The sequence below is a fragment of the Pelagicoccus sp. SDUM812003 genome (genome assembly GCF_031127815.1).
GTDB lineage: Bacteria > Verrucomicrobiota > Verrucomicrobiia > Opitutales > Opitutaceae > Pelagicoccus.
The window spans coordinates 1-13,954 of record NZ_JARXHY010000022.1 but is presented as its reverse complement, the minus strand read 5'-3'; the positions used below and the strand labels follow the sequence as shown (position 1 = coordinate 13,954).

The 13,954-nt window shown below is 59.3% G+C and carries 15 protein-coding genes; 11 read left to right on the top strand and 4 right to left on the bottom strand.

The genetic code is table 11. The features are described from left to right. The first annotated feature begins 63 nt into the window (after positions 1-63). The gene (locus QEH54_RS21035) at positions 64-2,145 is read left to right on the top strand and encodes a tetratricopeptide repeat protein (RefSeq protein ID WP_309020693.1); all 2,082 of its coding nucleotides are present in this window, start codon (positions 64-66) and stop codon (positions 2,143-2,145) included. Between the two features lie 150 nt (positions 2,146-2,295). Here QEH54_RS21035 and QEH54_RS21030 read toward each other — a convergent pair whose 3' ends face one another. Beyond that, positions 2,296-2,442, bottom strand: coding sequence for a hypothetical protein (locus QEH54_RS21030; protein ID WP_309020692.1), 147 nt, complete (start codon positions 2,440-2,442; stop codon positions 2,296-2,298). Between the two features lie 217 nt (positions 2,443-2,659). On the opposite strand from QEH54_RS21030, the gene QEH54_RS21025 reads away from it, so the two are divergent. From QEH54_RS21025 to QEH54_RS20985, 9 genes are all read left to right on the top strand, one after another. Then, the gene (locus tag QEH54_RS21025; RefSeq protein ID WP_309020691.1) at positions 2,660-3,214 is read left to right on the top strand and encodes a carboxymuconolactone decarboxylase family protein; all 555 of its coding nucleotides are present in this window, start codon (positions 2,660-2,662) and stop codon (positions 3,212-3,214) included. A 45-nt stretch (positions 3,215-3,259) separates the two neighbouring features. Then, the gene (locus QEH54_RS21020; RefSeq protein WP_309020690.1) at positions 3,260-3,718 is read left to right on the top strand and encodes a hypothetical protein; all 459 of its coding nucleotides are present in this window, start codon (positions 3,260-3,262) and stop codon (positions 3,716-3,718) included. Between the two features lies 1 nt (position 3,719). Further along, on the top strand, positions 3,720-4,148 hold the full coding sequence (locus QEH54_RS21015; protein WP_309020689.1) for a nuclear transport factor 2 family protein: 429 nt from the start codon (positions 3,720-3,722) through the stop codon (positions 4,146-4,148). A 52-nt stretch (positions 4,149-4,200) separates the two neighbouring features. Beyond that, a complete protein-coding gene (locus QEH54_RS21010; RefSeq protein ID WP_309020688.1) occupies positions 4,201-4,575 on the top strand; it encodes a DsrE family protein in 375 nt (124 codons plus the stop codon). An 81-nt stretch (positions 4,576-4,656) separates the two neighbouring features. Further along, on the top strand, positions 4,657-5,226 hold the full coding sequence (locus QEH54_RS21005; protein ID WP_309020687.1) for a pyridoxamine 5'-phosphate oxidase family protein: 570 nt from the start codon (positions 4,657-4,659) through the stop codon (positions 5,224-5,226). Between the two features lie 12 nt (positions 5,227-5,238). Then, on the top strand, positions 5,239-5,736 hold the full coding sequence (locus QEH54_RS21000; protein WP_309020686.1) for an RNA polymerase sigma factor: 498 nt from the start codon (positions 5,239-5,241) through the stop codon (positions 5,734-5,736). Positions 5,737-5,962: 226 nt separating this feature from the next. After that, on the top strand, positions 5,963-6,811 hold the full coding sequence (locus tag QEH54_RS20995) for a DUF432 domain-containing protein (protein WP_309020685.1): 849 nt from the start codon (positions 5,963-5,965) through the stop codon (positions 6,809-6,811). Then, positions 6,811-7,677 (top strand): mechanosensitive ion channel family protein, encoded by an 867-nt coding sequence (locus QEH54_RS20990; RefSeq protein WP_309020684.1) that lies wholly within the window; start codon positions 6,811-6,813, stop codon positions 7,675-7,677. Before QEH54_RS20995 ends, QEH54_RS20990 begins: the two co-directional genes overlap by 1 nt. Before the next feature lie 96 nt (positions 7,678-7,773). After that, complete coding sequence (locus tag QEH54_RS20985) at positions 7,774-8,373, top strand: DUF4136 domain-containing protein (protein ID WP_309020683.1); 600 nt, start codon at positions 7,774-7,776, stop codon at positions 8,371-8,373. Between the two features lie 252 nt (positions 8,374-8,625). On the opposite strand, the gene mgtE is transcribed toward QEH54_RS20985, so the two are convergent. The 3 genes from mgtE to QEH54_RS20970 are packed head-to-tail and all read right to left on the bottom strand — an operon-like array spanning position 8,626 to position 11,669. Continuing rightward, positions 8,626-9,951, bottom strand: a complete 1,326-nt coding sequence (gene mgtE / locus QEH54_RS20980) for a magnesium transporter (protein WP_309020682.1) — start codon at positions 9,949-9,951, stop codon at positions 8,626-8,628. 16 nt (positions 9,952-9,967) lie between these two features. Further along, a complete protein-coding gene (locus QEH54_RS20975; protein WP_309020681.1) occupies positions 9,968-10,795 on the bottom strand; it encodes a CBS domain-containing protein in 828 nt (275 codons plus the stop codon). After that, on the bottom strand, positions 10,788-11,669 hold the full coding sequence (locus tag QEH54_RS20970) for a mechanosensitive ion channel domain-containing protein (RefSeq protein WP_309020680.1): 882 nt from the start codon (positions 11,667-11,669) through the stop codon (positions 10,788-10,790). The genes QEH54_RS20975 and QEH54_RS20970 overlap by 8 nt, the downstream gene beginning before the upstream one ends. Positions 11,670-11,969: 300 nt before the next feature. On the opposite strand from QEH54_RS20970, the gene QEH54_RS20965 reads away from it, so the two are divergent. After that, complete coding sequence (locus QEH54_RS20965) at positions 11,970-13,232, top strand: Glu/Leu/Phe/Val dehydrogenase (RefSeq protein ID WP_309020679.1); 1,263 nt, start codon at positions 11,970-11,972, stop codon at positions 13,230-13,232. Positions 13,233-13,954: the final 722 nt, after the last annotated feature.

Below are 13,954 nucleotides of genomic sequence, written 5' to 3'. Positions count from 1 at the left end.
ATCCCCGCATAAGTCAACCCTCGAGAGGCTCCTCCTGAAAAGGTCGCCTTGCTCCATTCGCTCATGCCAAGCCCCCGCTTTCAGTCCTTCCTCCACAGCCCCAAGTTCGCTCCGGCGATGGCGATCCTGGTGTTTCTCCTAGCTCTCGTCTGCTACTGGCCCTCCATGCACGGCGAGCTGCTCTGGGACGACCCCGCCCACGTCACCAAGCAGGAACTGCAGTCACTGGAGGGACTGGGGCGCATCTGGACCGACGTGCTAGCCACCCAGCAGTACTACCCGGTTCTGCACAGCGCGTTTTGGCTGCAGCATCAGATCTGGGGCGACTCCACTTTCGCCTACCACTTGAACAATACCCTGCAGCACGCCCTCGCCGCCTGCTTGCTGGCCATGCTGCTGCGACGGCTCTGGTTTCGCCCGTCGAGCGGGGATGAAACAAGCGCGTCGAAACCAAGATTCCAAATCCCTCCCGGAGCGGAATGGCTGGCAGCGATTCTCTTCGTGGTCCACCCGGTTTGCGTCGAATCGGTGGCATGGATTTCCGAGCAGAAAAACACCCTCTCGCTAGTCTTCTACCTTCTAGCAGCCCTAGCCTATTTGCGTTTTTACGAAACGAGAAACAAGCTCCACTACGCCCTGGCCGCCCTGCCTTTCGTCTTGGCTCTGCTAACGAAAACCGTCACCGCCACCCTGCCCGCCGCCCTGCTGGTAGTGATCTGGTGGAAAAACGGCGCCCTCTCCTGGCGACGCGACGTGAAGCCGCTGCTCCCATGGTTCGCTCTGGCTCTCGTCAGCGGGCTCAGCACGGCATGGATCGAAAAGAACCTCATCGGAGCGGACGGAGCCGGCTACGATCTCGACCTTCTGGAGCGGACGCTGCTGGCCAGTCGCATCGTCTGGTTCTACCTGGGCTCCTTCGCATGGCCGACCGATCTGGCATTCTTCTACGAGCTCTGGGACGTGCCTGCTTTGGCCATGGGCTGGATCGGATACCTGGCGGCCGCCTTGGTCCTGACCGCTGGGCTGTGGTGGCTGTCTCGCCGCGAAGCCCGCGGCCCGCTCGCCGTCTGGCTGCTCTTCGTTGGTTCGCTTTTCCCGGCTCTCGGTTTCGTGAACGTGTTCCCTTTCGCCTTCTCCTACACTGCGGATCACTTCCAGTACCTGGCCAATCTCAGCCTGTTCGCTGGCGCACCGGCAGCCGTTTCCCTGCTTCTCGTCTCCCTGCCGAAAATCGGAAGGCTGCTGCTCGGCGGCTTCGTCGCTCTCCTCGTCTTCGCCTTGATCGGGCTGGCTCGCGAGCAAAGCGCTCTCTACGTGAACAACGAAACCCTCTTCCGCGCCACGGTGGAGCGAACCGACAACTGGATGGCCCATCGCATCCTCGCCTGGTCTCTGTCAAAGAAAGATGGATACGAGAAGGAAGCTATCAGCCACTACGAGCGAGCTATCGAGCTCAACCCTGGATCGCCCGACGCTCACTACGGCTACGGCCTGATGCTCGATCGCATCCCCGGACGACAAGCCGACGCCCAGCGACAGTTTCTACGCGCCATCGAATTGCGACCCAATTTCGCCGAAGCCCTGCACAGCCTCGGCAGCAAGATCGCCAAGAACCCGCAAGGTCAGGAACAGGCCATCGAGCTTTTCGAAACCGCCATCGAAAGCAACCCCTTGTATTCTCCTCCTCACTACGAATTGGCGAAGCTGCTGACAAAGATTCCGAACCGATGGCCTGAAGGCATGGCCCACTTCGAGGAAGCTCTGCGCCTTGAGCCTGACAACGCGTCTTATCATCAGGCTTACGGACATGAGATGGCCAAGATCGCTCCGCGACGCGCCGAGGCCATCGAGCACCTGCGCAGAGCGCTGGAGCTCGACCCAAGCTACGGCCCCACCTACTACAGCCTGGCTCTCGCCCTCACACCCCAGCCCGAAAACTATCCGGAAGCCGTCGCACTCTTCCAAAAGGCCCTTGAGCACGATCCGACCAACCTCGAAGCCCACAACGGTCTGGCTTTCATCTACGTGCAGACCGGACGCCCGCAGCTGGCCGAATCCCACTGGAAGCGAGCTCTGGAAATCGACCCCACCTTCGAGACCGCACGCAAGAACCTAGTGAGACTGGAGCAGCTAAAAAACCGATAAACGTAACGATTTTTCGAATACGCCACAGCGTTCAAAGGCAGGGCGTAGCCGCCGTGCCACGCCTTTGAACGCGCTTGGAGGTCGCGTTCCTCCTTATCTCGACAGATGGACGGTGGAGCGGGACCTCCGGGCCCGCTTTTCACACCGACATCACTTTTCCAACAAGCCACTGCTGACTTTCAGGGCGGGACTGAACGTCTTCAAACCGGAGGCGAGCGCGCTGGGCTTCAAGCCTAGCAGCGCAGAGCCCCGCACCGCTTGAGCCAGCAGACGAACGCAGCTGCGCTCCTGCGGCATGCGCAGCGAGAGTTAGGACACCGCAGCGATATCGGCCTCTACCAAAGGGTCCAAAGGGAGCAATGGATCACGAGATTTCGTGCGTTTCAGCTCGAGATTTCGTGCTCCTCAATTTTTCGTCCTACCGACCGAAACCCGCTGTTTTTTTATTCCCCTTTCCATCAGGGAGTTAAGATAAACTCAAAGCCCTTGGCACGCCCGATGATTAAGGATTGGCATGAACTCGCCACTGCCGCGCATCAATCCAATCGATTTTTCCAGACTGCCCTCGCCGCTGGCTCACAGCCTGCAAAGTTATCAGAAGGGAGAGCGGACCTTTGACCAGTTTGTCCGGACTCTAGCCGACGCCCCGGTCATCCTGGAGGCCTATCTGGCATTCAGCGACGCCCTCGACCGCAGCGCCCTCCCGGAAACGGTCCGCCGCAAGATCGCAATCGCGGTGAGCGAGCTCAACAGCAGCGAGTACGACCTCGCCGCTCATGCTGAAAAGGCCCGTGAACTCGGCCTTTCGGAGGAGGAAATCCAGCTCTGCCGCCAAGCGACGTCCAGCAGTCGCAAGGACGAGGCCCTGCTGCGCTTCGCCCAGAACCTAGTGGGCAAGCAAGGCCACCTGAGCGAAACCGAGCTGGAAGAAGCCCGCCAGTACAGCGACGACGATCAACTGCTGGTGGAAGCGATCGCCACCGTGGCCCAAGTCCATTTCGCCAACCTGATCAACAACCTTTCTCGTCCCCCTCTCGACGCCCCAGCTCCCAGCGAGCTGCAAGACTAGACCGAGAAGACTCTCACCAATCATAACCAAAAACTGAATACAACAATGAAAATCAACTGGACCGCATCCATCATCGCCGGAATCATCGGCACTCTACTCTTCGATATCTCAGGTTTCGTCATGACCGGAACCTGGTGGGACATTCCCGGGCTCATCGGGCAAAAACTCGGTTTCGGCCTGCTCGGCGGCCTTCCCGTTCACTACGGAAACGGCATCGCCCTCGCCGTCATCTACGCCGCCCTGCGACCGTCTCTTTTCGGACCGGAATGGTTCCGAGCCTTCGCCTACACCACCGCTCAGACCGTGCTGATCGTATGGCTCTTCATGTTCCCCCTGCTGGGAGCCGGCATCGCGGGATGGGACCTCAACAAGGCTCTACCCGTCATTTCGCTGGTTCGCCACTACGCCTACATGGTACCGCTGGCCCTGCTGCTCAACCCCAAGAGCCGATTCTGCAGCGCCTTCGGAATCTGCGAAGAACAGAAAGCAAGCTCCGCGTACTAAGATGACCAATACAGCAGTAGAGTCACGCCCTCCGCTTCCGCCATTCTCCCTAGAGACAGCCAAAGCGAAGGTGCAAGCAGCCGAGGACGCCTGGAACTCCCGCGACCCGAAAAAGGTATCCTTGGCCTACACGCCGGACACGGTCTGGCGCAACCGCTCGGAATTCCTGCAAGGACGCGATCAGGTTCAAGCCTTTCTCGAACGCAAGTGGCAGCGGGAGCTGGACTACAAGCTCAAGAAAACGCTGTGGGCCTTCACCGAAAACCGCATCGCGGTGACCTTCATCTACGAATGGCGCGACGACAGCAACCAGTGGTACCGCTCTCACGGAAACGAGATGTGGGAGTTCGCCGCTAACGGACAGATGCGACGCCGCGAAGCAAGCATCAACGACCTGCGTATCCAAGAATCGGAACGCACGCTGTTCTGAAAGCAATCGTATCCATTTTTCTAAAACAACTATTCACACAAAGAAACACACTATGAAAACAGCAATCGTCATATTATCCGATCCTAACTCCGGATCCGAAGAAGCCCTTGGCCGCGTATTCAACGCTCTCGCCGCCGCCTACGACTACAAGCAGGCGGGAGCGGACGTGATCATCCAATTCCAAGGAGCCGCCACCCGCTGGGTAGCGGAATTGACCAAGGAGGATCACATCGCCTACGAGCTCTTCCAAGCCGTATCGGACAAGGTCGACGGGGTCTCCTGCGGCTGCGCCGACGTCTTCGGCGGCACCGAGGAAGCGGAGAAAAACGGCTTCGCCCTCATCAAGGGCAACCCCGTTCCCGGCACCTCCGGACTGCCGAGCTTCTATCAGCTGCAGAAGGACGGACGCCAGATCATCACCTTTTAGTCGAGGGACCAGGAAGAACATAGCAACCGCGGGAGAGTCGCCAACGGCTCTCCCGCATCCCGCCCAACCCATTTCCCCGCCATGCCAAAGAATTTCGCCCTGCTCACCTTCAGCAACACCGTCAAACAACTCCAGGAGGAAAACGCTTCGCGCAAAGCCTACCAACGGGCAGAAGCGGTGGATCGATATCAGCTCGGCCCTGCGGAAATCGCCTTCATCGCCTCGCGCGATCACTTCTACCTTTCCACAGTCGGCGAAAACGGCTGGCCCTACCTGCAACATCGCGGCGGGCCGACGGGATTCCTGCAGGTGGTGGACGACACCACCTTGCGCTTCGCCGACTACAGCGGAAACCGACAGTACATCAGCGCCGGCAATCTGCTCGATAACGCCAAGGCCTGTCTCTTTCTGATCGATTACGCCCAACAGCAACGGCTCAAGATCTGGGCCACCGCGACGACGCAAACGCTGGACGAACTACCGGATTTCGCGGCCTCTCTGAAACAAGAGGAGCGCTCCGCAAAAATCGAACGCGTATTCACGCTTAAGATACAAGCATTCGATTGGAACTGCCCAAAACACATCACCCCTCGCTTCACGCTTCAACAAATCAAACAAACACCTGAACTCATGCGCGACATTCTCGCCTAAGCCAACTGACACATGAAAACGGAAACCAACCACCCCCAACTCACCACCGAGCAGCTCGTCCGAGCCGCTCGTCAATACGCCTACTCTCTCTCTCAAAACGAAAGCGACGCTCAAGATCTCGTGCAACAGTCGTGGATGAAGTTGCTCAGCAAATACGGAGAAGTCGCCAACCGCCGCATTCTCTTCACCTCCATCCGCAACCTCTGGTACGACCAGCTGCGTCGCCAGAAGGTGGTGTCCTTCTCCCCACTGGAGGGAGCGCCAGAGCCGCACACACATCAAGATTTCGGATACAGCGTCGACATGGAGTCCGCCCTGGCCCAGCTCAACCCACGGGAGCGCCAGTCGCTCTACCTCAACGTGGTCGAAGGCTACACCGCCCGCGAAATCGGCGAACGCCTCGACACGCCGCGCGGAACCATCCTGTGCGATCTCACCCGAGCCCGAGCCAAACTGCGCAAGCTCTTCAGCGAGGAGTTCGAGCGTCCCACCCAGCTTTCTCAGGCATAAGCTTGTCGAGAGCGGATAGGCTATGAAGCGAGGACCTTGGTCGCCCTGGTCCTCGCTCTGCGAAATCCGCAACCGCCCTTACGGATATCATTGACGAGGCGTCTGATGGGGTTCGAAATTCTCGGCCACGCGCCTTTCTCCGCCGCCCGCCGAGACCCGTTTTACCAAAAACGCTTCAAGCGCGGCGATGGAAGCGACCGGCTTATTTCAACCTAAACCTTTCCAAATGGCTCCTCCCTCAAGCGGCCTTCAAAACCCGAACCAGCCAAACTCCGCCCAAACCGCGCCGCCGCGCTGGACTCACGCTAAACTGCAAGACGCTCAACCCGTGGTTTGGCGAGCGAGCGCCTTCTCCATCTACGCCCAACGCCTCAAGGAAGACCTCATGCTGGCCCACAGCGTGGACCGAGACCAACCGAACCTTGCGACGTCGCCCCAGCCGGTCAACAGCTTGCCCCTTGGGCTGGACTGGAAGCGCTGGGCCTTAAGCCTTTCCGACGACCACATCGCGTTCAAGCCCGCCCTGCCGGATCGGCCGATCGTGGTGAAAACGCGCACGCCAGTCATCGTGCCGCCCAACGCTCAGGTTTCCCTTTTCGTGAGCCTGCCCGTGTGGGTGGAGGTTTCCGCAGGCAAATCCGCCAGCGATCTGTCGCCCCTCGAGGTCTTTTGCACCCAAAAGCTTTCCAACACCTGGTACGGGACGAACTTCGAAGGAGAGCTCTGCTACGCCTTGAAAAGCCGGGCGCGACGCAGCCTGGAGGATTTGGACGACGAGCCGCTCCGAGCGGTCTGCCGCTTCTCCACCCGCAACCGCTCCGAAGAGGCTCTGCCGCTGGAGAAGATCCGCGTAGCCCCGGAACACCTCGCCATCTACGAGACCAAGGAACACCTTTGGACCACCTCGCTTAACGTGGAGTTTCTCGGCAAGGACCTGCCCAGTCGGGTCACCTACGAGAGCGAGCGTCCCGGCGAGGCCAAGGGAGGCAAGCTCATGCGCGAGCCCGCCAAGTCGCCAAAGTCTGCCTCCTTCCTGGATCACTTCGTATTCAAAAATCTATTTCACAACGCCTGATGCCCCTACCGCTCGCAGACATCTCGGAAATCACCCAAACCGTGGAGGAAACCGTCGGACCAAACGCCTGGGAAACCAGCCTGCGCCTCGCTTTCCTCATCCTCATCGGACTGCCGCTGTGCTTCGCCCTCTCCAGACTGGGAGGCCGCTTCATCAAAAAACGCTTCAGCCAGCACGTCGGCCTCATCGTGCAAAAAGCGATCCTCTTCGCCGGTCTTATCAGCATCGCGGTGAGCGTGATGCTGGAGTTCGGCTTCAAGCTCGGGGCCTTGCTCGGGGCCGCGGGCATCGTTTCCGTGGCGGTCGGCTTCGCCTCCCAAACCAGCCTTTCGAACATCATCAGCGGCCTTTTTCTCTACGGAGAAAAACCGTTCTCCATCGGCGACGTCATCAAAGTGGGCGACACCACCGGCATCGTGCTCTCAATCGACCTGCTTTCGGTGAAGCTGCGCCAGTTCGACAACCAGTTCGTGCGCATCCCAAACGAAACCATGGTCAAAGCCCAGGTCACCACTGTCACCAAATTCCCGGTACGCCGCCTCGACATCGAAGTCGGAGTCGCCTACAAGGAGGACATCGACCACGTCATCCGCACCCTGAAAAAAGCCGCCGATTCCAACACCTTCTGCCTAGACGAGCCGGCGCCCGTCGTCATCTTCCGCGGCTTCGGCGACTCCTCGCTCAACTTCACCCTCGGCGCCTGGTGCGAGCGTACCCAGTTTCTCGATCTGAGAAACACCCTCATGCGAGACGTAAAAAAGCTCTTCGACGCGGAGGGCATCGAAATTCCCTTCCCTCAGCGGGTGGTGCACATGCACGAAAAAAGCGCCCCTGCGGAACCAAGCGCCCCGCGCTCCGTGTCCTAGCAATCTCACTACACGATCAAAGAACGAAACGCGGCGGCAGTCGGTTAAAAAAACGGCTTCACACCCGCCTCGTTCACCCAATTAACCATCACCGCAATGAAAACACTCGCCCTCGCTGGCTTCCTCAGCAAAACGCGCCTTCGCGGCCTGGCCGCCTTGGCCTTCCTTTCTCTCTTGCTCGGAGGCTGCGCCACCATGCCGCCGCCATCCGTGGCCAACGTGGGCTACGAGTTCGACTCCGCCTACAACTTCGAGCAAATCCGTACCTTCGCCATCGTGCGGCCCGAGAGCCTGTCCCCCATGAGCCCCATTCTGCGCAAGAACCTGCTCAACGAAGCGGCTTCCCGACTCGGCCGCATGGGCTACCAGCAGGTGGACTCGCCCGAGAAGGCGGACATTCTGGTGTCCATCCACGGCACCTCGAAGCAAGTCATCGACAGCGTCACCTACAGCAACGTCTACTATACCAACACTTACCGACGCAGCTCCTGGGTCTACATCGGCGGCTACCCCAGCACCTACATCACCACCCGCGAAGAAGGCACCTTGCTGATGGACATCGCCGACGCTCGCAGCAAGGAGCTCGTCTGGCGCGGCTGGGGCACCCGTCGCTACACTCTAGAAAGCAAGGTCACCGACCAGCAGATCTACGAGTCTATCAAACGCCTGATGGACAACTTCCCGCCCAGTCGCTAAGCCGGTCAAAAACCGCCCCGAAAGCCCCGCTCCACCGTCAGTCCGAGGCGGGAACTGGCTCTCCTCCCCAGCGCACCCTATCTCGCTCCGACCGAGTCACGCCTCGCAACCTGCACAACTCGTTTTCGTAACCTTACAAAAATGGGTTGCGCAAGGTCCTGCCTTTGGTCGCGTCTTCGCCGAAGCAAAGGTGGCGGAAACAGAGTGGCGAGAGGGACCTGTCGGGTGAATTTCGTTTTTTCCACGGGACGCTTAGCCGGCTTCCAGCATCCCGGATAGCATGCTGGCGATTCCGAGAAAGGACATGAAACCGGCGATGTCGGTGACCGTGGTCAGGATGATCGACGAGGAAAGGGCTGGATCCTGTCCTAGCTTTTTCAATACGATGGGTACCAAGGCGCCGGAAACGGCTGCGATCGTCATCGACGAAATCATCGCCAAGGCAATGATCAAAGCGAGCCCTACGCTCCCGCTCCAAAAGTAGACGCACGTCCCGCAGGTGATGGCGATAGCCAGTCCGTTCATCAGACCGGCCCCCATCTCCTTGAGCGTCACTCGCAGCCAATGCCGCACCGTTATCTCGCGAAGGGTGAGCCCGCGCATGGTCACCGCCAGGGCCTGGGCTCCCGTGTTTCCCGACTGTCCCGCTGCTATGGGCAGCAGGATAGCTAAAGCGGTGTAACGGGCGATGGTGGACTCGAACATGCCCACCACTGCGGAGGCGAGGAAGGCGGTTAAGAGATTGACCTGCAGCCAAGGTTGACGCTTTCGGACCGCGAACCAAGCGCTGGAAAGCGCGCGCTCGTCCTTGCTGGCGCCGACCATGGTTTGCATGTTGGTGGATATCGTTTCCTTCAAGGCATCCCTGACCGACGAGTCGTAAATGATACCCGCGAGGCGCTCGTTTCCGTCAACCACTGGCAGGATATCCACCCGAGCTTCCTGCATCTTGTCCAAAACCTCATCGCGAGGATCGAGCACCGTGACGAACGCCCTGATGGGAACCGCCAAGGAGCTGAGCAGCTCGCCGGCTTCCGCCAATACCAAGCGTTCGATCTGGACTTGGCCTACCAAGCGGTTTTGGGCGTCCAACAAAAACAGGCTGTGCACCCTCTCCAGCCCTCTCTTCCTCAACTGGTCCAAAGCAGCCTCGACCGTGACGTGTCCGTGAAAGGCATTGATCCGCGTATCCATCAGGCGCCCTGCGCAATCCCCCGGATAATCCAGCAGGTCCCTCAACTCCTTTGACACTGTCGGCTCCATGCGAGCCAGCCAGCGATCTCTTTCCTCCTCGCTGAAACGACTCAAAATACCGGCGCTGATTCCCGCGTCCAGCGATACCAGCAAGTCCGCCGCCTTCCCTTCTTCCAGCTCCGCAAGCAAGCGCTCCGCAGCTCCGGGAGCCAGATTCTCCCAAACCGGCTGGAGCACGTAGACAGGAAGGCCACCGACCGCTTCGCCCGCTTCCTGAGCGGTCATGGTTTCGAGTTTGCGCGCCGCCTCGATCGGGTAGTTCAACAGGAACGCCCGGTTCAAGGCTTCGAGCGATCGAGGATTGTTTTCGAGGTTCGGCTTCATCGTTTTTTGGATACGGTCATCGCTTCGTCACACCACCCAATGTGTTAGCCAAAGCCACCATGCTCTTGCCGTAAGCCTTGAAAATCTGCGTCGCCACTCCATCGGAGCTTTTCGCTTGGGCGGGTTTTTCAAGTTGAGCGAGTCCTTTGCGTAAATCCAAGCTGCGCAAAACGCCGACGAATTGGCGGTGACGCGTCACCACGGGGAGCACGTCGCGCGTTCTCCACCCTACGCTATCTCGGGCAGCGACCAGGGTCGAACGTCCCAGCAAATACCTGTAGTCTCGATTCATCAAGCCGCTCACCCTGCTTTCCGAATTAGCCCGAAGCAGCTCCTGACCCGAGATCGAGCCTTGCAGCAAGCCATCGCGATCCACCACGAAAACCTGTCCCAAGTCGAACAAGTCCTCCGCCGAAGCGAGGTGCTTGAGCCCTTCGCTTGCGGAGCAGTCTTCAGGCAAGGTCGCAACGTTCGGCAGCATCCAAGCCCCCACGGAATCCTCCGGATAGCTGAGCAGGATGCTGCAGGCGATTCGCTTCTTTTCCGGCAGGCTCTTTTTCAGACGCTTGCTCATCTCCGGAGGCGAGTATCGGAGAATCGCAGCCACGAGCGAGGTATCCATGCGCGACAGAAAACCCGCTGTCGTTTCCTCGCTGAGCAAAGGACACAGGCGAGCCGTGTACTGAGGCAACATCCGGGCGAGCAACAAAGCCGAATGGGAATGCGGAATCTCGTCGATGAAAAACGCCACATCCTCCAAAGGCTGCTGCTCCAGCAGTCGAGCCGCAGGGCCCGGCTGCGACTGGACGAACGCCAGGGCCAAGTGGATGCCTTTGCTAGGCACGGTCGGTCTCCTCGTTCTTAGGTCTTTCTGGCGTTCGAACGACTGCTCCTGAGTCGAGATTGCTCACGGTCTCGTGAAAGAGCTTGGCCGGCACGACAGCCCGTCCGTTGCCCGTATCCAGCACGATGGAGGTCTGAGTTATTTCGACCAAAGCGCCTTCCGCCTCGCCGATCCTTAGCTGCTCTCCCAACTTGTAGTGACTTTTCGCATACTGAGCTCCTATCACATTCGCCACCAGGGACCGAGCCCCCAGTCCAAATGCAAGCGCTCCTCCCGCGAGGAACACGCCTGCCGCGACCACCAAAGCGTCGGTGAAAAAGTGCACGTTGATACCGGCCTGCTCGACACCGATCACCGTCATGATCAGCACTACCACGATCTGCCCGATGCGGCCGAGCAGTTCGCTGTGCTCCACTCCAGCCGAGTGGGCGCCCTTCGTGACCAAGGCTCGAGCGGTACCGGCCAGCAGCAAACCCGCGAGCACGATCAGCAGCCCCGTCACCATGCGCGGCAGGTAGGCGACCAGGTTTTCCATCCAAGTGGAAAACAAACCCCAACCTAGCAGGTTCGCAGCAGCGGCAACGAAAAACAGGAATACCACCCATAACAAGACGCGACTGACGATCACGGCATAGGATTGGCGAACGCTGGCCTGCTTGCTGCCATCGACCCGCACGAAACGGTTTAGAATCGAGTCGACTCCCCCAAAGAGCCGCAGCGTAACGATCTGAACCAGCTTAGCCAAAAGCCAACCAATCAGCAGCAAAGCGACCGCGCCTAGGAATTCGGGGGCATTATCGACCGCCTCCCTAGCAAATTGCTCATAGGTCTGGGACAAAGATTCTTTCAGGCTGAATCCACTAGTTTCATCCATTGAGGGAAGCTCCGATTTGGGTTGAGGCACAGTCACGCCGGCAAGACCGAGCGACACCCAACTTAGCTACCCAGCCCTCCGGGTTTTTGCAACTGGTAAGTGGAAAAGCGTAAACGCGGGCCTCGACTCCGGAGCAGAGCGCGACCTAACGAATGCGAGAGCCGAGAAGCGTCGCCCGGCGAAATCCGCTGGTTCGAGTTGCAGCCCAGCCGACTCGCTGGCATGGTGCCTCGTGCGGTTGGCCCGAACCTGAACGTCGCGCGAGCCGACTGACCCCCTTGGCCCTCAACCCGTTTTTATATGAATTCCAACATCTACAACTCTCCCGTATTCGAAATGGCATGCCGTCAGTTCGACCGAGCAGCGGATATCCTAGAAATGGATACACGGCTACGCCAACGCGTAAAAATGCCGAAGCGTTGCCTCGCTGTTTCCTGCCCCATCGAACTCGACAACGGCGAGGTGGTCGTTTACGAAGGCTTTCGCGTGCAGCATCACCTGTCGATGGGACCCACTAAAGGCGGCCTGAGATTCCATCCCAAGGTCGATCTGGGCGAAGTCGCGGCCTTGGCCATGTGGATGAGCTGGAAATGCGCTCTCGCAGGCTTGCCCTACGGCGGAGCAAAAGGCGGAATCGCCGTCGATCCCTTCGCCCTATCGCTAGGCGAGCTGGAACGACTTTCCCGACGCTACATGCAGGAGATGATTCCCTTCGTCGGCCCCAACGTCGATGTCATGGCACCGGACGTGGGCACCACCCCTCAGGTCATGGCCTGGATGATGGATACCTACTCCAGCTACGTCGGCAGCAACGCGTCGGCAGTGGTGACCGGCAAGCCCGTCGGCCTCGGCGGCTCGGAAGGCAGAAAGGAAGCCACCGGATACGGAGTCGCCTATTTCGCAAAGTCCTATCTAGACGATCTCGGAATCGCTCCCGAGGAAGCGACCGCTGTTGTTCAAGGATTCGGAAACGTCGGCTCCGAGGCGGCCAAAGCCCTCAACCGATTCGGGGTGAAGGTCATCGCCATCAGCGACGTGAGCGGAGGATACCACAATCCTCACGGAATCGATATCGGAGACGCCATCAAATACGTATCCAAAAACCGGACACTCGAAGGCTGGAACGGAGGCGACCAAATCCCCAACGACGAACTCCTCGAGATCAAGTGCGACATCCTTGCTCCCTGCGCCCTCGAGCGCGTCATCAACGAAACCAACGCGAGCAAGCTGAACTGCCGCATCATCGCCGAAGGCGCCAACGGCCCCACCACCAACCAGGCCGACGCGATCCTGGCCGAGAATCCCGATGTCCTGATCGTGCCGGACATCCTCTGCAACAGCGGCGGCGTGATTGTTTCCTACTTCGAGTGGGTCCAAGACCTGCAAAGCACCTTCTGGACGCGAAAGGAAGTGCTCAACCGACTCTGCAAACTGCTCGACCGCTCGAAAGCGGAGCTCGAAGCCCAGCGCAGCAAGCTCGGCTGCTCCCGACGCGAAGCCGCCCTCTCGCTCGGAATCCATCGAGTCGCCGAAGCCAAGCGCATCCGAGGCCTATTCCCCTAAGATCGAGCGAAGCTGAAGCCGGGCTGGAGCGAAGAACCAGCCGGCCCAACACCGCCTCCCAAAAACGAGGGAATCGGACCTGCTTGCCCAGCGGATGGCCTGGCCAAAGAGCTTAGCCCTACTCCGTCAAATCCGATCACCCTCAGTCGAAGACCGTTTGTCCAAACCAAAATCACTCAGCCCTTCCGGTTTCTTTTTTCGCCCTATCGCTACCTTCGCGAGAGCGTCCCTCTCATCAATCGCCACGTCCGGAAGCTCCCTGCTCGCGTCCGCCGGGTTCCCCTACCATTTTCTATATGGCACGTCTATCCCGCTCAGCCCCAGGGAGCTGGAGCGCGTCGAAGAGCATCGAAGCGTTTCGAAATCCACCCACTAGGCGAATTGCTCAATCGCGAGATAGCGTAGCGGCTTGCGAGGCTCCATTCGGTCCTTCCACCGCTGGTCCCGCTTCGACTTTCCCCTAATCGGGGGATGGAAGATCCACGAGTGTCCCTATATTCTAGAAAGCTTCGCGGCAGCCGGCGACGCGCTGGGCCTCGATTGAACCACCCCACTTTCAACCGAAAAACTTAGCCCTACCACCCCCCTGAAATGGCCATCGCCAGAAAAACCCTTTTGACCGTCTCCGCAGCGATCGCTTGCTCCTTCAGCCTCTTCGGCCAGGGGAACGAGCTCGACACCCCGGAGATCTTCCAGATCAACCGCGAGGCCCCGCAGGCAAA